The 18331-nt window shown below is 59.5% G+C and carries 17 protein-coding genes; 5 read left to right on the forward strand and 12 right to left on the reverse strand.

The features are described from left to right. Positions 1-63 precede the first annotated feature (63 nt). The gene (locus NYR50_RS19930; protein ID WP_418137978.1) at positions 64-1575 is read right to left on the reverse strand and encodes a UxaA family hydrolase; all 1512 of its coding nucleotides are present in this window, start codon (positions 1573-1575) and stop codon (positions 64-66) included. A gap of 292 nt (positions 1576-1867) precedes the next feature. Between NYR50_RS19930 and NYR50_RS19935 the strand changes: the two genes are divergently transcribed. Further along, a complete protein-coding gene (locus NYR50_RS19935) occupies positions 1868-2920 on the forward strand; it encodes an aldo/keto reductase (RefSeq protein WP_174010432.1) in 1053 nt (350 codons plus the stop codon). A gap of 197 nt (positions 2921-3117) precedes the next feature. After that, positions 3118-3867 (forward strand): GntR family transcriptional regulator, encoded by a 750-nt coding sequence (locus NYR50_RS19940; protein WP_418137979.1) that lies wholly within the window; start codon positions 3118-3120, stop codon positions 3865-3867. Between the two features lie 29 nt (positions 3868-3896). Here NYR50_RS19940 and NYR50_RS19945 read toward each other — a convergent pair whose 3' ends face one another. The 3 genes from NYR50_RS19945 to NYR50_RS19955 form a co-directional block, all read right to left on the reverse strand. Next, positions 3897-4226: an L-rhamnose mutarotase gene (locus NYR50_RS19945; protein WP_174010356.1), complete on the reverse strand. Its 330-nt coding sequence runs from the start codon at positions 4224-4226 to the stop codon at positions 3897-3899. A gap of 11 nt (positions 4227-4237) precedes the next feature. Beyond that, a complete protein-coding gene (locus NYR50_RS19950) occupies positions 4238-4984 on the reverse strand; it encodes an SDR family NAD(P)-dependent oxidoreductase (protein WP_418137980.1) in 747 nt (248 codons plus the stop codon). Between the two features lie 305 nt (positions 4985-5289). Next, a complete protein-coding gene (locus tag NYR50_RS19955) occupies positions 5290-6156 on the reverse strand; it encodes an aldo/keto reductase family oxidoreductase (protein ID WP_174010351.1) in 867 nt (288 codons plus the stop codon). Between the two features lie 124 nt (positions 6157-6280). Here NYR50_RS19955 and NYR50_RS19960 point away from each other — a divergent pair, with 124 nt between their 5' ends. Then, positions 6281-7186, forward strand: a complete 906-nt coding sequence (locus NYR50_RS19960) for a LysR family transcriptional regulator (RefSeq protein WP_174010349.1) — start codon at positions 6281-6283, stop codon at positions 7184-7186. Positions 7187-7251: 65 nt separating this feature from the next. On the opposite strand, the gene NYR50_RS19965 is transcribed toward NYR50_RS19960, so the two are convergent. Next, on the reverse strand, positions 7252-7710 hold the full coding sequence (locus NYR50_RS19965) for an Lrp/AsnC family transcriptional regulator (protein WP_174010347.1): 459 nt from the start codon (positions 7708-7710) through the stop codon (positions 7252-7254). 123 nt (positions 7711-7833) lie between these two features. On the opposite strand from NYR50_RS19965, the gene NYR50_RS19970 reads away from it, so the two are divergent. After that, positions 7834-9117, forward strand: a complete 1284-nt coding sequence (locus tag NYR50_RS19970) for a cystathionine gamma-synthase family protein (RefSeq protein ID WP_174010345.1) — start codon at positions 7834-7836, stop codon at positions 9115-9117. A 94-nt stretch (positions 9118-9211) separates the two neighbouring features. On the opposite strand, the gene NYR50_RS19975 is transcribed toward NYR50_RS19970, so the two are convergent. The 6 genes from NYR50_RS19975 to NYR50_RS20000 form a co-directional block, all read right to left on the reverse strand. Further along, positions 9212-10159 carry an MYG1 family protein gene (locus tag NYR50_RS19975; RefSeq protein WP_174010344.1) on the reverse strand — a complete coding sequence of 316 codons (948 nt, stop codon included), beginning with the start codon at positions 10157-10159 and terminating at the stop codon, positions 9212-9214. A 242-nt stretch (positions 10160-10401) separates the two neighbouring features. After that, positions 10402-11610, reverse strand: coding sequence for an MFS transporter (locus NYR50_RS19980; protein ID WP_306018980.1), 1209 nt, complete (start codon positions 11608-11610; stop codon positions 10402-10404). Between the two features lie 265 nt (positions 11611-11875). Then, a complete protein-coding gene (locus NYR50_RS19985; RefSeq protein WP_174010340.1) occupies positions 11876-13378 on the reverse strand; it encodes an HAL/PAL/TAL family ammonia-lyase in 1503 nt (500 codons plus the stop codon). Beyond that, positions 13371-14204, reverse strand: coding sequence for a quaternary amine ABC transporter ATP-binding protein (locus NYR50_RS19990; RefSeq protein ID WP_418137981.1), 834 nt, complete (start codon positions 14202-14204; stop codon positions 13371-13373). Before NYR50_RS19990 ends, NYR50_RS19985 begins: the two co-directional genes overlap by 8 nt. After that, a complete protein-coding gene (locus tag NYR50_RS19995) occupies positions 14197-15054 on the reverse strand; it encodes an ABC transporter permease (RefSeq protein WP_174010336.1) in 858 nt (285 codons plus the stop codon). Before NYR50_RS19995 ends, NYR50_RS19990 begins: the two co-directional genes overlap by 8 nt. Positions 15055-15149: 95 nt before the next feature. Continuing rightward, entirely contained in the window at positions 15150-16187 is a 1038-nt protein-coding gene (locus NYR50_RS20000; RefSeq protein WP_174010334.1) for an ABC transporter substrate-binding protein, read from the reverse strand. Positions 16188-16714: 527 nt separating this feature from the next. Here NYR50_RS20000 and hutC point away from each other — a divergent pair. Continuing rightward, entirely contained in the window at positions 16715-17455 is a 741-nt protein-coding gene (gene hutC / locus NYR50_RS20005; RefSeq protein ID WP_174010427.1) for a histidine utilization repressor, read from the forward strand. Positions 17456-17490: 35 nt separating this feature from the next. Here the strand turns inward: hutC and NYR50_RS20010 are convergent, their stop codons facing one another. Then, positions 17491-18105 carry a TetR/AcrR family transcriptional regulator gene (locus tag NYR50_RS20010; protein WP_174010332.1) on the reverse strand — a complete coding sequence of 205 codons (615 nt, stop codon included), beginning with the start codon at positions 18103-18105 and terminating at the stop codon, positions 17491-17493. Positions 18106-18331 lie beyond the last annotated feature (226 nt).

The raw sequence follows: 18331 nt of genomic DNA on the forward strand, positions 1-18331 counted from the left end.
TTGTGTCTTTCCTTGCTGCGAGGCCTTTGGCTCAGGCGTTTCCCGAAACCCCGGGCCGGTCGCTTACATCGTCGCGCCGATGGACCATGGGACGAATTCATTGTCGCCATAACCCAGAAGCTCGGATTTCGTGCGCTCGCCGGAGGCGACGGCTAGGATTCTGGTGAAGATTTCCTCGCCCTTCTGCTGCAGCGTCGTTCCGTCCAGTACGTCACCACAATTGATGTCCATATCCTCTCCCATTTTCTCGAAGATGTAGGAATTGGAAGCGAGCTTGATCGAAGGGGTGGGCTTGCAGCCGAAAGCGGAGCCCCGCCCGGTGGTGAAACAGAGAATATTGGCGCCACCCGCCACCTGGCCCGTGGCCGAAACGGGGTCGTAACCGGGCGTATCCATGAAGACCAGTCCCCTGGTGTCCACCTGTTCAGCGTAATTGAATACTGCCGTCAGATTGGTCGAGCCGCCCTTCATCGCCGCTCCCAGCGATTTTTCGAGAATGGTCGTCAGGCCGCCCGCCTTGTTGCCGGGGGACGGGTTGTTGTTCATCTCCATGTCGTGCCGCCGGGTATAGTTTTCCCACCAGCGGATGCGTTCGGCCAGCTTCTCGCCGACCTCAGGCCGCTCCGCCCTGCGGATCAAAAGATGCTCCGCGCCGTATATTTCAGGGGTTTCCGAGAGGATCGCGGTTCCGCCTTCGGCGATCAATATATCGGCGGCAATGCCGAGCGCCGGATTGGCAGTTATGCCGGAATAACCGTCCGAGCCGCCGCATTGCAATGCCAGCACTAGCTCAGAGGCGGGGGCGGGGACGCGAATGGCCTTATTGACCACCGGCAGCATCTCGCGGATGGCCGCGACGCCGGCCTCCACTGTTTTGCGCGTGCCGCCAAGCTCCTGAATGGTAAGCGTGCGAAAGGTCTCGCTTTCCCTCAATCCATAAGCATCCATCCATCGCGGAATCTGAAACGCCTCGCAGCCTAGCCCCACCATCAACACGCCGCCGACATTCGGGTTCTGTGCCACGCCCCATTGGGTGCGCTTCAACAATTCGTAGGCCTCGCCATGGATATCCAATCCACATCCGGTGCCGTGGACGAGCGATATGACACCGTCCACATTCGGGAACCCGCCGAGAATGCCGGAGCGGTTGATCTCATCGGCGATAAAGCGCGAGGCGGTGGCGGAACAGTTCACCGAGGTGAGAACGGCGATGTAATTACGGGTGCCGAAGCGTCCGCTGGCGCGCCTGAAACCGTTGAAGCTGTGGCGCTTCTCCGGCTCGACATAGCGCGTCGGCCTTGCTTCTTCGCCACTTGCATAACCGCGTTCGAAGCTCTGCATCGTCACGTTATGTTCGTGGACCCATTGCCCCGGCTCGATGTCCTGCGTGGAAAAGCCGATGATCTGCCCATATTTGACGATCGGCGTCCCGTTTACGATCGCCCGCAGGGCCATTTTGTGACCGCGCGGAATACGTTCGCTAGCCGCAACCTCTGCCACGGTCTCGCCCGGCGCGATCGGTTCGACGGCGACGATGATGTTATCGGTTTCAGTCAGTTTGATGTAGCGAGCCATGATTTCTCTGCGTGAAACAGGCGGAAGCCAGAAATTCGTTGTTTGCTGTATATTGGAATACTAGTATAATGAATCGTGGTCAAGGGACTTGAAGAGTGTTTGATTGCGAGCATTTCAGGAAATGGAAGTTGGGCTCCGCATCTCAAAATGTGTGAAACCATGAGAGCGAAATTTGCGCCGGAGGAAGGCTCAATCCGCCCGGGGGGCATGCTGGACCGGTTCCCAATAAAGGGCTGTCCAACAATCTTGATTGATCATTATATTAGTGTAATTGTCGGCGAATGCAGGGGAGATTGCGATGCGGGCAGGAGATAAACGACGTCTGGGAACTACAAATCTGTCGGTAACGGCGCTCAGCATGGGCTGCGCGTCGCTTGGCGGGCTTTATACGCCGGTGAGTGCCGCAGACGCGCTGGCGACGCTTCAGGCGGCATGGGATAGCTGCATCCGTTATTTCGATGTGGCGCCGATGTACGGGCTTACCCGGGCCGAGCATCTGCTCGGGCAGTTTCTGCGCGAAGAACCGCAGTGCCATGAGGCCGTCGTCAGCACCAAGGTCGGCAGGCTTTTCAGCAATGACCGTCCGGGTCACCGCCTGCCGCCGGAGCCGCCGAAAAACCCGTTGGATCCGGGCTGGCAGAATGGGCTACCGTTTCGCGAAACCTTTGACTACAGCTATGACGGCATCATGCGCAGCTTCGACGACAGCCAGCAGCGCATGGGTACCAACAGGCTGGATATTCTCTTCATCCATGATATCGGCGTCCTCACCCATGGTGAAAGAAATGCCGCGCTCTGGCGGCAATTGACGTCGGGCGGCTTCAGGGCACTCTCGGAATTGCGTGAGGCTGGCCTGATCGCCGGTTTCGGGCTGGGCGTCAACGAGGCGGAGGCGATCGCCGCCGCCATGGATGAGGTTCATCTCGATTGCTGCCTGCTGGCTGGCCGGCACAGCCTGCTGGAACAGGATGCGGTGCCGTTGCTTGACCGCGCCCATCGGCAGGGCACGGCCATCGTCATTGGTGGCGTCTTCAATTCCGGCATTCTTGCCACGGGCACGGCTTCTAACGCCAAGTTCAATTACAAGGATGCGCCCGCCGAAATCGTACGGCGCACGGAGGAGCTGGCGCGGGTCTGCGCTGCCTTTGACGTGCCGCTGGGGGCTGCGGCGGTGCAGTTCCCGCTGTTTCATCCAGCGGTCGCTTCGGTCCTGGTGGGAGCCAAACATCCCGATAAGCTGCTGCAGTCGGTTGGATGGTTCGAGGCGGGCATACCGGAAGAATTGTGGCAGGCCTTGCAGGAAAAGGATCTGCTGGCGCCGATGCCGGTTTTGATGGAAACATGAGGATCATTAAAGCGAGTAGTCGTAACCGAGCCGCACAGCTCTGCGACGATGGTGGCGGCGAAAGTCAAAAGCCGTCGATTGACTGGCTCTTTCATGTCCGGCTTGCTTCGAAATCGTGCGGGAGGTTGGTTGCGGGCCAGAAACCGGCTAAAGAAATTTCTGCCGGTGAGTCCGGTTTTTGATGGGAGAATACGGACGTGTCAAAAGAAGCGGCGAGTGCCGGCCATTCCGCGCAGGACAAATCCGATCTGACTGGATTTCTCAAGGGCGTGACGATCACGCGGAATATGCCGCTTCGCGACCAGATCTACCAGCTCGTGCGCCGTGCCATCGTGACCGGCAGGCTGGCGCCCGGCTCGCCGGTCAACGAGATCGAGATCGCCGAGCGTCTCGGCACCTCCCGCACGCCGGTGCGCGAGGCCGTCAAACGTGTTGAAGACGAAGGACTGATCGACGTGCGGGCGCAGGCAGGAACCTTCGTCACACCCATCAGCCGCAGGCAGGTGCAGGAAGCCTATATCATCCGAATAGCGCTGGAGCGGGAAAGCGTTCGCCATGCGGCGGAAACGATCAGCGCGGATGGAGTGCAGCGCCTGCGCGACATCATCGATCTTCATGCCCTTTCGGTCAAAAGAAGCCGCTTCGAGGATGCGATCGATCACGATGACGCTTTTCACAGGGTCATTGCCGAGGTCAATGGTTACTCCATGCTGTGGCGCGTGGTGGACATTACCAAGGCGCAGATGGATCGCTGCCGCCTTCTGTCGCTGCCGTCGCCGGGTGCGGGTGAAACGACGATCGAGCAGCACAGCGCCATTGTTGACGCTCTGGAGGCGCATGACCCGGAAGCGGCCGAAAGGGCGATCAAGGAGCACCTGGAGACGTCGCTCAGCAATACGCTGAAACTGCTCGGCAGTATCGAAGCCAGCGGATTTGCCGGCGTTTAAAGCGCCCGGCTAGGGAAGGACCAGCGCGGTCACTCCAGGTGGAACACCTCGGTCATCCGCGCCCACCACTCGTCCGGCCCGCGGGTCGGGAAGGGCAATTGCAGAGGTTCGCAGATTGCCCACCATCGCCGCATCCGCTCGCTCTTGGCCATCTCCGCCATATCGGCGGAGAAATCTTCTCCCGTATATTCCCAATAACCAAAGAGCAGGTTTTCCGGCTCTTTCAGGAAAATTGAATAATTGGTGATGTTGGCGCGGGCGATGGCGTCGAGCACCTCCGGCCACACATTGGCGTGCAGCCTTTTATATTCCTCGACCGCGCCGGGCCTGAGCTTAAGGCAGAATCCCATGCGTGTCATCGGACTGCTCCTCAATAGGTCGTCCGGCCACCGGAAAGGTCGAAAACCGAGGCGGTGGTGAAGCTGTTTTCGCGGCTCACCAGCCATGCGACCATTGCCGCAGCCTCTTCGACCTCAAGAAAACGGCCACGCGGAATACGTGTCAGCATGTAATCGATAAATTCCGGCGTCAGGGTTTCGAGGATCCGGGTGCGTGCCGTCGCCGGCGTAATCGCGTTGACGGCAATATCGTGTGCCGCGAGTTCCTTGCCGAGCGATTTGGTCAAGCCGATCACGCCCGCCTTGGCTGCGGAATAGGCTGAGAGCTTGGGATTGCCCTCTTTGCCGGCAACCGAGGAGATATTGACGATCCTGCCATAATTCCTCGCCTTCATGGAGGGGATCACTGTCTTGTTGACATAAAAGGTGCCGTTCAGATTAATCTCGACGACGCGCCGCCATTCCTCGATGTCATAATCCTCAAGGGTCGCATTGCCGCCCGCAATTCCGGCGGAATTGACGAGGATCGACACGGGTCCCGTCTCGGCTTCGACCTCGGCGTGAACACGGGCGAGGCCGGCAAAATCGGTGACGTCAACGACCTTGCCGCTGGCGCCGTCGCCAAGCACGCCGCAGGCCTGCTCAATCGCCGTCTCGCTCATATCCCAAAGGCTGACTTTCGCACCGGATTCAATAAGCCGCCTTGCGATGGCGAGGCCAATTCCCTGTGCGCCGCCGGTCACCACTGCAACCTCTCCGTCGAGATCAATCCTGTTCATGTCATTCCTCCGTCTGAGTTTCGATACACTATTATACTAGTATTTCTATTCTCAAAAGAGGAAATAGCAATCGCGCTCTGATGAAAGATCCGAGGTGATTTCTGTCTGGCATGGCGTGGAAATGAGCGGGACAGCGGCTTGGCTTGGCTTGGCATGGCGATGGCGTGCCGTCTGTTCCGAGCGGATGGGGCATACTTTCGTCACGACCGGGCAGTTGGTCCTCTACGATCCGGGCCGGCAGTATCCGGCGCGGCATAGCCTGTGTTTCGGAACCGACGGCTCTTTCCCCCGAAACTGTGGAGACTTCATCCGCCGATCGCCGCAAGCGCGGTCATGGCACTGTCCGGAAGATCAAGAGATGCAGCCGCAAGGTTCTGGCGCAGATGTGCGCGCGAAGACGTTCCGGGAATAACCAGAATATTGCTGGATCGCTTCAGGAGCCAGGCGAGAGCCACCTGCAGCGGCGAGGCGTCCAGCTGCGTTGCGACGTCTGAGAGCACTGTCGATTGCAGGGGAGAAAAGCCACCGAGCGGAAAGAATGGAACATAGGCGGTGCCCTGTGCTGCGAGCGTGTCTATCAGGGCATCATCCTGTCGATGCGCCAGATTGTATTGGTTCTGCACGCAGACGATCTCCACGATTTCACCGGCTTCCGCGATCTGCCGCGGCGTCACGTTCGATACGCCGATATGCCGGATCAACCCCTGCCGTTGCAGGTCTGCCAGAACTTCAAGCGGTGCCGCGAGCGATCCCTCGGCGGGGCCGTGAACGTTGAACATGGCCCGGAGATTGACGACATCGAGTACCTCCTTACCCAGATTACCAAGATTGTCGTGAACGGCCTGGGTCAGCTCTTCCTTCGAGAAAGCCGCATTCCAGGAGGCATCGTCACCACGGGTCGCACCGACCTTTGTGACGATCAGAAGGTCGTCCGCATAGGGATGCAATGCCTCGCGAATAATCTGATTGGTAATGTGGGGGCCGTAGAAATCGCTCGTATCGATATGATTGACGCCGCTATCCACGGCCTCCCGCAGTACCGCGATCGCTTCCTCGCGATCTTTCGGAGGGCCGAAGACGCCTTTACCGGCTAACTGCATCGCGCCATAGCCCAGCCGCCTGATATTGCGGCCTGCAAGGTGAAAAGTTCCAGACTGATCGAGTGTCGACATTTGAGGTTTCTCCGCTGTGTCTGTCACCACTATAGAGGCGATATCATTGAAGCCACAATTCGCTATAATCGGGACAGCCTGTCCGTCATTTCGGACAATACACCTGCTGCAGAGGGGTAAAGTCATGCCGGACTTCAACGATATCGGCGCATTCCTGCTGGTCGCCCGCGCCAGTGGTTTCCGCCAGGCTGCCCGTGCGAGTGGTATGAGTTCGTCGGCGCTGAGCGATGCGATTAAGCGTCTTGAAAACGAACTCGGGGTGCGCCTCCTCAACCGCACGACCCGCAGCGTTCTGCCAACCGAAGCCGGCGCAGAACTGCTTCGCCGGGTGGATCCCGCCTTTGCCGAAATCCGCTCGGCGCTCGACCAGATAAGTGGCGACCGGGACCAGGTGGCCGGCTCACTGAAGCTCAACGTTCCCGTCAGTGCCGCCCGGCTGGTTCTGCCTGACATCGTGCCGCCTTTTCTGGCAGCCTATCCGGATATTCGCCTGGAAATTGCCACCGACGAAAATTTTGTCGACATCATTTCCGCCGGCTGCGACGCCGGTATCCGCTACGATGAGCGGCTTGAGCAGGACATGATTGCCGTGCCGATTGGTCCGCGCACACAGCGCTTCGCCCTTGCCGCAGCACCGGGCTACATTGCAACGCGAGGGCGCCCCACCCATCCGCGGGAACTGCTTGAGCACGCGTGCATCCGGGGCCGTTTCGCCGGCCGGGCCATCCCGCCGTGGGAATTCGAGCGCGACGGCGAGACGATGATCATCGATCCGCCGGGGCAGCTTCTCGTGCAATCGGGTGGAGGCACGGATCTCGGCGTCAGCGCCGCCATTGCTGGCATGGGCGTCATCTATCTCTTCGAGGACTGGCTGGAACCGCATCTGGCGAGCGGCGCACTTGAGCCATTGCTGGAGCCCTGGTGGCTGAGCTTTTCGGGTCCCTATCTCTATTACCCCGGTCGCCGCCTGGTGCCCGCACCTCTTCGCGCCTTCATTGATTTCGTCAAAAGCGGAAGAAAGGTAGAATAAGGATCGGTTCAGCAGCCGTAGTGATACGTTTCACATTTGCCAAGCCGGAGCGCCGGAGATCGGCGTCAGATGCGACGCGCCTTAATCGTGTTCATCACGAAGCTGGTCTCAATCGTGTCGACGCATTTCAGCTTTGCGATCTTTTCCTTGATGAAACGCTCGTAATCATCAAGCCCGCCGCACATGATCTTGAGCATGTAATCCCTCGAGCCCGTGACCAGATGACATTCGAGAACCTCCGCCCAGTCAAGAACGGCCGCCTCAAACATCCGGATTTCGTCATCGTGCTGGCGGCTGAGGCGGACGGACGCGAGAGCCGTCATGGTCCATCCCTCGAACGCCGGATCGATGATGGCGGAATAACCCTTGATAATCCCGAGTTCCTCCAGCCGCCGAAGCCGTCGCAAACATGCCGATGCTGACAGGCCGACCCGCTCGGCGAGTTCGTTGTTTGTGATTCTCGCGTCAGCTGACAATTCCCTCACTATCCGCCTGTCAATCGGATCTGCAATTTTCTGCGACATAAACGTTCATTCTCCGCAATATCTTGCTTCAGGAGACATTTTCACGCTCCAGAATGCAAGATATTTTGGTTCTACCGCGTGTAACCTGCAAATAGTCCAACGCCAGCTAAGGGATCATCGGAAATGACCGCGCCGCATCCGTCCAAAACCCATATCGGCAACCACGCCCTACATCCTGAAACCCAGATGCTCAATTACGGGTATGATCCGGAATTGTCGGAGGGTGCCGTCAAGCCGCCGGTATTCCTGACGTCGACCTTCGTCTTCAAATCGGCAGAGGACGGCCGTGACTTCTTCGACTACGTTTCCGGCCGCAGGGAGCCGCCGGCGGGCAGGGGTGCAGGTCTCGTCTACTCGCGTTTCAACCATCCCAACAGCGAGATTGTCGAGGATCGCCTTGCCGTTTACGAACGCACGGAGAGTTGTGCGCTTTTTTCATCCGGCATGTCCGCCATTTCCACGACGCTTTTCGCATTCGTCCGGCCCGGCGACACCGTGCTCCATTCCCAGCCGCTGTATGGTGGCACTGAGACGCTGCTGGCAAAGACCTTCCATAATTTTGGCGTCTCGGCGGTCGGTTTTGCCGACGGTGTCAGCGAGGCATCGGTCATGGCTGCGGCAGAGACGGCGATGGCGAAGGGCAGGGTATCGGTCATCCTGATCGAAACGCCGGCTAACCCGACAAACAGCATTGTCGATGTTGCGATGATGAGGCGTGTCGCTGACGTGATCGGCGAAAAACAAGGCCACAGGCCGATCATCGCCTGCGATAACACCCTTCTCGGCCCGGTTTTCCAGCAGCCCATCGAGCATGGCGCCGATATTTCGCTCTATTCGCTAACGAAATACGTCGGCGGGCATTCCGACCTCATCGCCGGGGCGGCGCTCGGGCGGAAGGATATCATGAAGCAGGTGAAGGCGCTGCGTGGAGCGATCGGCACGCAACTCGATCCGCACTCCTGCTGGATGCTCGGACGTTCCCTTGAGACGCTGCAAATCCGGATGGAGCGGGCAAACAGCAACGCGAAAATCGTTGCGGAATTCCTGAAAGCGCATCCGAAGGTCGAGAAAATTCATTATCTGCCGTTCAGCGATCCGGCATCCGCAGTCGGCAAGGTGTTTGCCGCTCAGTGTTCCGGTGCGGGATCGACCTTCTCGTTCGACATTGTTGGCGGGCAGCCGGCGTCTTTCAAATTCCTCAATGCGCTGAATATATTCAAGCTCGCCGTAAGCTTGGGCGGTACGGAATCCCTTGCGTCTCACCCCGCAACGATGACGCATTCGGGCGTTCCCGCCGATGTCCGCCAACGCATTGGTGTGCTCGATTCCACGATCCGCCTGTCAATCGGCATCGAACATCCCGACGACCTTATTGCCGACCTGACCCTCGCTCTGGACATGTCCTGACGGCGGGCCTTCAGCGCGCTGGCCATGACGGTGTCAGATGGTTGCCATCCGCCTGAAAAGAACAGGACGGCAACCGTTTAGCCTGTGCGCAATGTTATTTCTTCGCCGCTGTCATCTGCGATGAGGATAGGGCTTCTTTCACCGCCAGTTCCGCCATGGCCAAAATCGCCTCGCGGGTTTTGGCGGCGGCGATAAAGCGGCCATTGTGGCAGAAGCTCGCGCCTTCGACGCCACAAACCGCCTCCAGCTCTTTGCCCGTCAGGCCGGCCCAAGCCGCTGGCAGGTCGGCGCGCAGTTCAAAACCTTCATCCGCGCGGCGGATGCCGGTAAGGCACCAGTCGTTGTCCCGGGGATGGACGACAAAGAGCAGGTGGTCGGCGCCGGCTTTTACGATGGCGGACCGAAATGGCATGCCCATCGGCAGCTCAAGGATATGCCCTTCGCCAGTATCGGCGATCGCCTTCTGCACTAGAGCTTCGGCGCGCAGTTTGGCAGCGCCTGTGGCCAGTTTCGCCTCGACGAAGCTGCGGGCAACTGCCAGCGCGGCCATAAAACTGCGATCATCCGCTTCGGGATCGGTGTCATCGAAGACAGGCTTCAAAGTCTCCAGCAGGACGGGCAGCGTGAGCCCGGCAAGGGATCCGGCAATGGAGGGGCTGAGGGCGCCGTTATCGACCAGATCCACCGGCAATACAAATCCTGCATCGAAAGACGCGTGCAGAGTTTCGATATGGTCGCCAGGAATGCCTGATGCGGCAAGGTAGTCGCGTCCGAAATGCTTCCAGATCAGGCCGAACGAACTATAGGGCTGACCGTCCTCGCGCAGCGGCGCACCACGCTGATGGTGATCAAAAATGCCCTTTGACGCATCATAAGCGCCGCCTACGTCGTAGATGATGCGGTCTGCACCAGGCGTTATCCATTCGGGGGCTCTGCTGCGGACGAGCCGGGCCTGCGGAAAAAGCCGTGTCAACACGACGCTGGACAGCAGTTCGTCGGCGTGAAAGCCGCCGGAATGGGTGACGAGGAAGTCGGGGGTCATGTCAGGATGTACCTTGTTGCTTGCCGAAGGTCCGGCGAGGACCGGAGCACCTGATACCCTCTGCCGGACACCATCTCAAGCCGGCAGTAGCGCCTCGACATCCTTGTGGGAGAAAAAAGCAGCGGCTGGGCGATAGAATGTCGTTCGCCTGCCCGTGATGGCGCGAGAATATCCTGAATTCTCGCGCCATCACGGGCAGGCGTTGGACACTATACATTTCATCGGCGATCATCGCCGGGAGATCAGCGGCGCGGCTGCACCAATACAAGGGCAAGCGTTGCTGCAGCCAGAACCGCAGTCAGAGACAGCGGGGCGGTGGCGCCATAATAATCAACGATGTAACCACCGAAAACTGCACCAATACTGATGGCTACCTGAAAAGACACCACCATCAGGCTGCCTGCTGCTTCAAGCGCATCCGGCGCGCCGCGAGACAGGTTCGTCGGCAGGACCACCGGCGCCATGCCAAAGGCAAAACCCCAGAGTGCGACGAGCGCAAAAGCGGCACTGGTATGCGCGCCCCAGAAAACCAGGAAGAGCGCGGCAAAGCCCATCAGAGCGGCAGTGACCGCAAGTGCTAGACGAATGCTGTTGTCGGCCATCCGGCCGCCGGCGACATTGCCGAGCACCGAGGCCACGCCGAACCCGAGCAGGGCGAGGGCGATCGGCGTAGTATCGAGATGTGTGACCTGTTCGAGGAACGGACGGACATAGACGGAGCCGGCGAAATGGCCCGTCATCAGCAGCAGGATGGCAAGCATCCCAAGCTGAACGCTCGGCCGCCGCGTCAGCCGGAAAACATCGGCGAGACTGTTGCTTGTGCTTGCCGGCAGCGTTGGCAGGCTCAGGATCTGCAGCAGCATGGCAATGGCGGCAAGTCCCGCCGTCATCGACATGGCGACACGCCATCCCACCCAGTCGCTGATCAACGCCCCCATGGAAGGCGCCGCTATCGTGGCGAGCGAGACGCCGAGGGTGACGATGGCCATGCCGCGACCGGTTGCGTTCGCCCCGACGAGCCGCGCCACAACCGCAACCGAGAGCGCCCAGAAACCGCTCAGCGCGATGCCAAGTCCTGCCCGACCGACCAGCAATAGCCAGAAATCGGTCGCGAATGATGCAAGGATATTGGAGCCGATTGCCAGCGCGCTAAGACCGACAAGCACGGTTTTGCGGTTTAGTTTGCCGATGAGAACGTTGCTGAACAGGGCCGTCACGGCGCCTACCGAGGCCGTGGCCGTGACGACCTGCCCCGCCGTTCCCTCGGTAATTCCAAGATCGCGCGCCATGGGCGTCAGAAGGCCCGCCGGCAGGAACTCGGCCGATACAAGTGCAAAGCTGGTGGCCGCCATTGAAAGGACCGCGAACCATGTCGCTGCGGTCCATGCTGGCTCCTCGGCGGCCTCCAGCACGATCTCTGCCCCATCGAACTGTGATGTTGTGTCCGTCATGGTGTCTCTCCTTGAGTTGAGAGAGTTTTAGACGAATTTCTCTGGATGATATGTATCTAAAAATCCGAATTTCATGCCTATTCCTCCGAAATTTGTGCGGCGCACATTTTTCGTCAGGGACATCGGGCGCCTTTCACGGTGTGAAGACTGCTTTGAAAGCGGCCGTCACACTCCCATGGCACGCCCGTTGTCGGGAAGCCTCAAGAAGAATTAGGGGTGTGCCGGTAGAGTATTCAGCGAAAGATCGAGGATGCGATGGTCGCCTTCAGGGAAGGCTTTCAATCGCATCCGCTCTTTGCAGCATCTCCTGCACTGCTGCCACCATATCGTTGAGCGGGCGGTCGTCGCGGTAAAACGGCGTCGTCGTCCGGACGCGGTGGTAGAGTATGTCGGTGCCGGGCGCGCGGCCGCTCTCATCGGGCTGCATATCGTAAGCCTGTGCCGCACACATGATCTCGATCGCCAGAATGGTTTCCAGATTGCCGATAATCGACAGTGTCTTGTCGGCAGCGGCGGTGGCGTGCGTCAGTATATCCTCCTGTAATGCTGAGGTGATGCCGCCATCGAGGCTGGCGGGGGCGGCCAGGCGGCGGTTTTCCGCGACAAGCGCTGCCGCCGTATACTGGATGATCATGAAACCGGAGCAGATGCCGTCACCATCCGCGAGAAAAGCGGGCAGCCTGCTGACAAGCGGATTAACGAGCCGGTCGATACGACGCTCGGAAATCGCGGCGAGTTCGGCCGCCGCCGTTGCCAGCCCATCCATGGCGAGCCCAAGTGCCGCACCCACGGCATGGGCCTGGGAATGAACCTCGGGTGCCTGCGGTGTCCCGGCGACGACCGGGTTGTCGGTGACGCTTGCGAGCTCGCGGTTCACGACATCAGCACTCTGCGCCATGCTGTCGCGCACGGCGCCATGCACCTGTGGCACGGCGCGCAGGCTGAGCGGGTCCTGGGTGCGCGACCCGGCTGAGCGGGTGAGAAGCGGGCTTGCCGCTAAAAGGCGACGCAGGTTTTCGCCAACGGTCTGGATACCGGGCGAGACGCGCAGCGCCAGCGGCCCGGCGGCGAAGGGATCTGCCTGTGCGCCAAGGTTTTCATAGCTCATGGCCGCTGCCGCATCGGCCCAGTCAAGCAGGCGGGTCGTGCGGGCAAGCGCAAGGCTGGCAAGGCCGGTGGCGCAGGGTGTGCCATTGACGAGGCTGAGGCCTTCTTTCGCTCGCAGAACGATGGGTTCAAGGCCGAGTGCTTCGAGCCCCTGCCGGCCGCTGATCAATTCTCCCTGATGGCGGACCCGGCCTTCGCCAATCAGCACAAGGCCGATGGCCGCGGCATGGGTGAGGTAACCCACCGACCCCTTCGAGGGAATGACGGGAAGAATATTGCCATTCAGCAGGGCCAGCAGCGTTTTCACCGTCTCCACCGGCACGCCGGAGTAACCGTGCGCGAAGTTGTTGATCTGGGCGGCCATGATGGCGCGTGTTTCTTCACGCCCCAGCGGTTCGCCGACGCCGCAGGAATGGCTGAGCAGGATATTGCGGGAGAGAGCCTGCTGCTTGGGAATATCCACGATCACATCGCAGAGCGCACCCACACCGGTATTGATGCCATAACCGCGCACGCGCTTTTCGACGAGGGCATCGACAATGGCGCGCGCCCGGGCAATGCGTTGCCAGGCATTATCCGACAGGTAAAGCGTCGCACCCTTTGCGACGGCGGCGATTTGCTGCCAGGTGAGGGGGCGATCGATGGTGACCGTATCAGCCATGCCGGCTTTCTCCCGCCGCACCCGCGCGGCGTTCGACGAAACGGGCGACATAGTCGTTTGCGGGGCTGTTGAGAATCTGGTCCGGAGTTCCGACCTGAACCAGCTTGCCATCCTTCAGGATCGCGATCTGCGCGCCGATGCGAAGCGCCTCGTCGAGATCGTGGGTAATGAACATGATGGTCTTGTGCAGGTTCTTCTCAAGCTGCAGCAGCTGGTCCTGCATGTCGGCGCGGATCAACGGGTCGAGCGCCGAAAAGGCCTCATCCATCAGGATGACATCGGTATCGGCCGCGAGCGCCCGGGCGAGGCCGACACGCTGTTTCATACCGCCGGAAAGCTGGTGCGGAAACTTGTCCTCATAGCCGGAAAGGCCGACGGTCTCGATCCATTTCATCCCGATGGGCCGCGCATCCGCCTTGGTCAATCCGCGCACGCGCTGGCCATAAACCACGTTCTGCAACACGGTGCGGTGCGGCATCAGGCCGAAATTTTGGAACACCATGCTGACGCGACGGTTGCGGAAATCCCGCAGCTCCTTCGCCTTGAGGGCGAGAACATTGTCTCCGCCGACGAGAATCTCGCCGCTTGTCGGTTCGATCAAGCGGTTGATGTGACGGACCAGCGTCGACTTGCCCGAGCCGGACAGACCCATGATCACAAAAATGCGGCCGGCTTCGATGTCGAGGCTGACATTGTCGAGGCCGACACTGCATCCCGTCTTTGCCAGGATTGCACTTTTTTCTGCACCCTGCTGGGCCATGCTCAGCGCAGCTTTCCAGTTGCCGCCGAATATCTTGGACACGTTGCGGATATGGATATCAGTCATTGCCCATTTCCTTCCGGCTGGATTGGCCAAAACCCTGCGTGATGCGATCGAGTACGATTGCGAGAATAACGATGCCGATACCTGCTTCGAGGCCCTTACCGACATCGAGCGTCTGGATGCCGTTCAGCACTTGCTCGCCAAGGCCACGCGCGCCGATCATCGAGGCGACGACGACCATGGAGAGTGCCATCATGATCGTCTGGTTGAGACCGGCCATGATGGTCGGTGTGGCAAGCGGCAATTCGACACCGAAAAGGATCTGTCTCGGGCTGCCGCCAAAGGCGGTCGCGGCCTCCACCACTTCCCGGTCCACCTGCCGAATACCGAGATCGGTCAGGCGGATCAGTGGCGGCGCGGCATAAACGATGGTGGCAAGCACGGCCGGAACCTTACCGAGGCCGAACAGCATGATGGCGGGGATGAGATAGACGAAGCTCGGCATGGTCTGCATGACATCGAGGATCGGCAGGGTGATGCGCCGCGCCCATTCGCTTTTCGCAAGCAGGATGCCGATGGGCACGCCGATGACGATGGAGATGAGGCTGGCAATCAGCATCAGCGCCAGTGTCTGCATCGTCAGGTCCCAGAGGCCAAGCGCGCCGACGATGAACAGCATGATGGCGACCATGATGACCAGCGAAATCTTTTTCGCGGCAAACCAGGCGAGCACCAGAAAGACCAGAAAAATGGCCCACCACGGCAGCCCGCGCAGGGCCCATTCCACGAAGAGGATCGCCTGCAGGATCGTCTGCGAGATCGCCTTGAAAACGTAGCCGTAATTCACCACCAGCGAGCGCACGATTTCATTGATCGGGCCGCGGATGGAAATATGGAAAACTTCAGGAAACATCGGTGTAGTCCTCGCGCATGCCGGTCCCTGTTCCCGGAACTGGCCCCTGTCCTGACGGGAAAATGCGCGCCGGAAGCCCGGCGCGCCTGCCATCCTTACTTGACGGCGGCTTCGATACGCGCCTTGGCGTCGGCCGAAACCCAGCCACCCCAAATATCGGACTTGGTCTGCAGGAAGGTCTTGGCGGCGGCCGTCGCATCGACCTGCTTGTCCGTCATATAGGCGAGGCTGGCGTTGATTTCCGTCAGCGGGAAGGTCGCCTTTTCAAGGATCGCCATGATTTCCGGCGCGTCCTTCGCAAAGGTGCTATTCACGCCATAGGCCACCTCGACGGAGGGGAAGGCGCAGCCGGCATCGCGTTTTCCATCCGCACTTGTCAGCTCTTTCCAGCAAGCCTCGCTATAGGCGGGCTCCTGCAGCTGAATGAGCTTGTATTTGCCCATGATCGCCGTCGGGCTCCAGTAATAGAACAGCATCGGCTCACCCTGGAGGTAGCCAGCGGCGATTGCGGCATCAAGCGCTGTGCCGGTGCCGGGGCGGAAGTTCACATAATTTCCGTCAAGTTTGTAAGCCTGAAGCTTGGCCGTGTTGACGCCTTCGCAGGTCCAGCCCGACGGGCAATTGAGGAAGCGGCCCTTGGTCGGCTCTTCCGGATCCCTGAACAATTCGACTATCTTCGGATCGGAAAGCTGGTCGACGCTCTTCAGATCAGGGGCCTTCGCTTCGATACCTTTGGCGGGGTCGCCCTTGACCAGATATTCCGGCACGAACCAGCCTTCAGCCGCACCCACGAAGGTCTTGCCGACCGACGTCACCTGACCGGCTTCGGCGGCCTTGTTCCAGACATCGGAGCGGCCGATCCATTCTTCGGCGAAGATCTGCACGTCGTTATTGGCGGTCGCCTGTTCAAGCGTCACGGAATTGCCGGGAATGGAATCGACCTTGCAATCATAGCCCTTCGACAGGATCTCCTTCATGACCTCGGTTATGAAGGAGCCGCTTTCCCAGTCGATGCCGGCGAAGGTGATGGTCTTTCCAGCGCTGCAATAGCCTTCCGCCCTGGCGGCGCCGGCATATGCTCCCATGACAAGCGCGGTCGTGGCCAGCGCGATTTTCAGTTTTGAATTCAGCATTGCATTCCCCTTTTGGTTTGATGATTGGCAAATTGCTGGCATGCGTTTTTGAGATTTAGCAGGGCGCTCCGATCAGACGATTGTCGCGGAGGCCGCGCGTCATCGAATCAAGGTGTAATCCGCTGCTTGCATTGAAGCGGCTTGTTGAAAGTTCACTATACAACTTTGCGGTATTCGAGGTGCTCGGGTATTCAAGGAATGCCGCATCTGCGGCGCATGCGGCGGGCCGGCTTTGAAGAGAATGATCTTTGCGCGCGCGTCGACCCTGCTCGCCCTCTTGCGCCGCGCTGGCTTTGTCAGGAAAGCTCCTGCCAAGGCGCTGGGCAGGCGCGGGGTTATCGCCCCGACCGTCAGCGGCTGACTTGCGGCTGCTAGAGATCGAGTCTTCGCTCGCCATTATTTTCCCCTCAAGTTGTATATGTAACTTCACACATTTACAAAAGACAAGCAAGATAGGATGTGATAATTTTGTGCTCGTGCGGATTCTGGCTGCGTTTTGTGCAGTCGCCCGATTTTTAGGAGTTTCAATGCTGCCCGTCATCGAAAGCGAATTTCCTGTTTCGGGTGATCGCTCCTCCCTGCCGCTGTACGAGCGCGTGAAAGAACAGATCAAGGAAAAGATCGCCAGCGGACAGTGGTTGACGAACCATAGGATACCTTCGGAAAACGAAATCGTCGACATGCTGGGTGTCAGCCGCATGACGGCAAACCGCGCGTTGCGGGAGTTGGCAACCGAGGGAGTGATCGTTCGTGTTCAGGGGCGTGGATCCTTCGTCGCCCCGAAAAAACGAAGCGCCGGTATGATGGGTGTGCGCAACATCGCTGACGAGATCAAGGAGCGCGGGTCGACGCATCGGCCGAGCCTGATACTCGCCCAGACGGAAGTTTGCGGCCCCGATCTCGCAACGGCGCTGGAGATTGGTGTGGGAACGAAGGTCTTTCATTCCATCATCGTCCACCACGAGGACGACGTGCCGATCCAGTTGGAGGATCGCTTCGTGAATGCCGAGATCGCACCGGATTATCTGATGCAGGATTTCACGACGCTCACGCCCAATGCTTATCTGACGGCGGCGGCACCCATTTCCCGGACGGAGCAATTCATTGAGGCAGCGTCACCCCAGCCCTGGGAATGCAAATTGATGGCCATTAGCCGAAATGAGCCTTGCCTTCTCGTGCGCCGTCGAACCTGGTCGTCGAGCCGCGCAGTGACGTCGGTTCGGTTGCTGTATCCCGGTTCGCGATACCGGCTCGAAAGCCAGGAATAGCTCCAATACTGGGATGCGATGAACGGTTGTCGCGATCAGGCCAGTAGCCCGCGCATGATCAGCTCCAGATGGATCGTCAGGACGGCGCGCTTGTCCAGGCTGCGCCTGTCATCGAAGATCAGCCGGAATACTAATGTTCCGACCATGGGCGACATCACCACCTTTGCAAGTTCAGGGGGATTGGTCCGGAATCTTTTCTTCGCCACGCCTTCATCCAGGATCGTATTAATGCGCGCGAAGACCGGCGCCATCAGCGTGTCATGATGCTCATCGATAAGTTCAGGGAATTTTGCGCCTTCCGCGACGATCAGGCGGAACAGTTCGCGCATTTTTCGGTTGTCGACCAAGGCATCGAACAGGAATTCGAGCAGCGCGCGAAGTTCCTCGACGGGATCGTCGGATTTATGCGTATAGGCCTTGAAGGCCTCCTGAAACGGCACCGAGGCATGTCTGACCATCGCCTCGAACAGCGCCTCCTTGGTCTCGAAATAGACGTAGACCGTGCCCTTCGTAACTCCCACCCGTTCGGCAATGTCCTCCACCCGCGTCGCCGTGAAACCTCTTTTGGTGAATTCCTCGAATGCAGCGTCGAGAATTTGCAGCGGACGTTGTATCTTCTGTTCAGCGCGTGTCAGTTTTGCTTTCGCCATGGCCCCGGAATCCTTCTTTATTTTTGGCGCGTGCCTGTCTGTCCGTCGCGAGTGGCGGCAATGAGTGTTTGGTTGCCTATAGCACCGGCGCAAAAACCGGAACGGATTTTTGTGAAGGCGCACGCATGCTTCAATATGCCGGAACATTGCCGATACGCCCGCTGGGATGTGCCGGACGAACAGGGAATGATCACTTGGGGGAGCTGGCCCGATACCCCGGACAAAT

The organism is Agrobacterium sp. El2ro-1b (genome assembly GCF_048298475.1).
GTDB classification, from domain to species: Bacteria; Pseudomonadota; Alphaproteobacteria; order Rhizobiales; family Rhizobiaceae; genus Agrobacterium; species Agrobacterium fabrum.

What these genes read in the sequence shown, in the direction of transcription:
- NYR50_RS19930 (WP_418137978.1), bottom strand. Translation starts at nt 1,575, where the DNA reads ATGGCTCGCTACATCAAACTGACTGAAACCGATAACATCATCGTCGCC.
- NYR50_RS19945 (WP_174010356.1), bottom strand. Translation starts at nt 4,226, where the DNA reads ATGACACGCATGGGATTCTGCCTTAAGCTCAGGCCCGGCGCGGTCGAG.
- NYR50_RS19950 (WP_418137980.1), bottom strand. Translation starts at nt 4,984, where the DNA reads ATGAACAGGATTGATCTCGACGGAGAGGTTGCAGTGGTGACCGGCGGC.
- NYR50_RS19955 (WP_174010351.1), bottom strand. Translation starts at nt 6,156, where the DNA reads ATGTCGACACTCGATCAGTCTGGAACTTTTCACCTTGCAGGCCGCAAT.
- NYR50_RS19960 (WP_174010349.1), top strand. Translation starts at nt 6,281, where the DNA reads ATGCCGGACTTCAACGATATCGGCGCATTCCTGCTGGTCGCCCGCGCC.
- NYR50_RS19965 (WP_174010347.1), bottom strand. Translation starts at nt 7,710, where the DNA reads ATGTCGCAGAAAATTGCAGATCCGATTGACAGGCGGATAGTGAGGGAA.
- NYR50_RS19970 (WP_174010345.1), top strand. Translation starts at nt 7,834, where the DNA reads ATGACCGCGCCGCATCCGTCCAAAACCCATATCGGCAACCACGCCCTA.
- NYR50_RS19975 (WP_174010344.1), bottom strand. Translation starts at nt 10,159, where the DNA reads ATGACCCCCGACTTCCTCGTCACCCATTCCGGCGGCTTTCACGCCGAC.
- NYR50_RS19980 (WP_306018980.1), bottom strand. Translation starts at nt 11,610, where the DNA reads ATGACGGACACAACATCACAGTTCGATGGGGCAGAGATCGTGCTGGAG.
- NYR50_RS19985 (WP_174010340.1), bottom strand. Translation starts at nt 13,378, where the DNA reads ATGGCTGATACGGTCACCATCGATCGCCCCCTCACCTGGCAGCAAATC.
- NYR50_RS19990 (WP_418137981.1), bottom strand. Translation starts at nt 14,204, where the DNA reads ATGACTGATATCCATATCCGCAACGTGTCCAAGATATTCGGCGGCAAC.
- NYR50_RS19995 (WP_174010336.1), bottom strand. Translation starts at nt 15,054, where the DNA reads ATGTTTCCTGAAGTTTTCCATATTTCCATCCGCGGCCCGATCAATGAA.
- NYR50_RS20000 (WP_174010334.1), bottom strand. Translation starts at nt 16,187, where the DNA reads ATGCTGAATTCAAAACTGAAAATCGCGCTGGCCACGACCGCGCTTGTC.
- hutC (WP_174010427.1), top strand. Translation starts at nt 16,715, where the DNA reads ATGCTGCCCGTCATCGAAAGCGAATTTCCTGTTTCGGGTGATCGCTCC.
- NYR50_RS20010 (WP_174010332.1), bottom strand. Translation starts at nt 18,105, where the DNA reads ATGGCGAAAGCAAAACTGACACGCGCTGAACAGAAGATACAACGTCCG.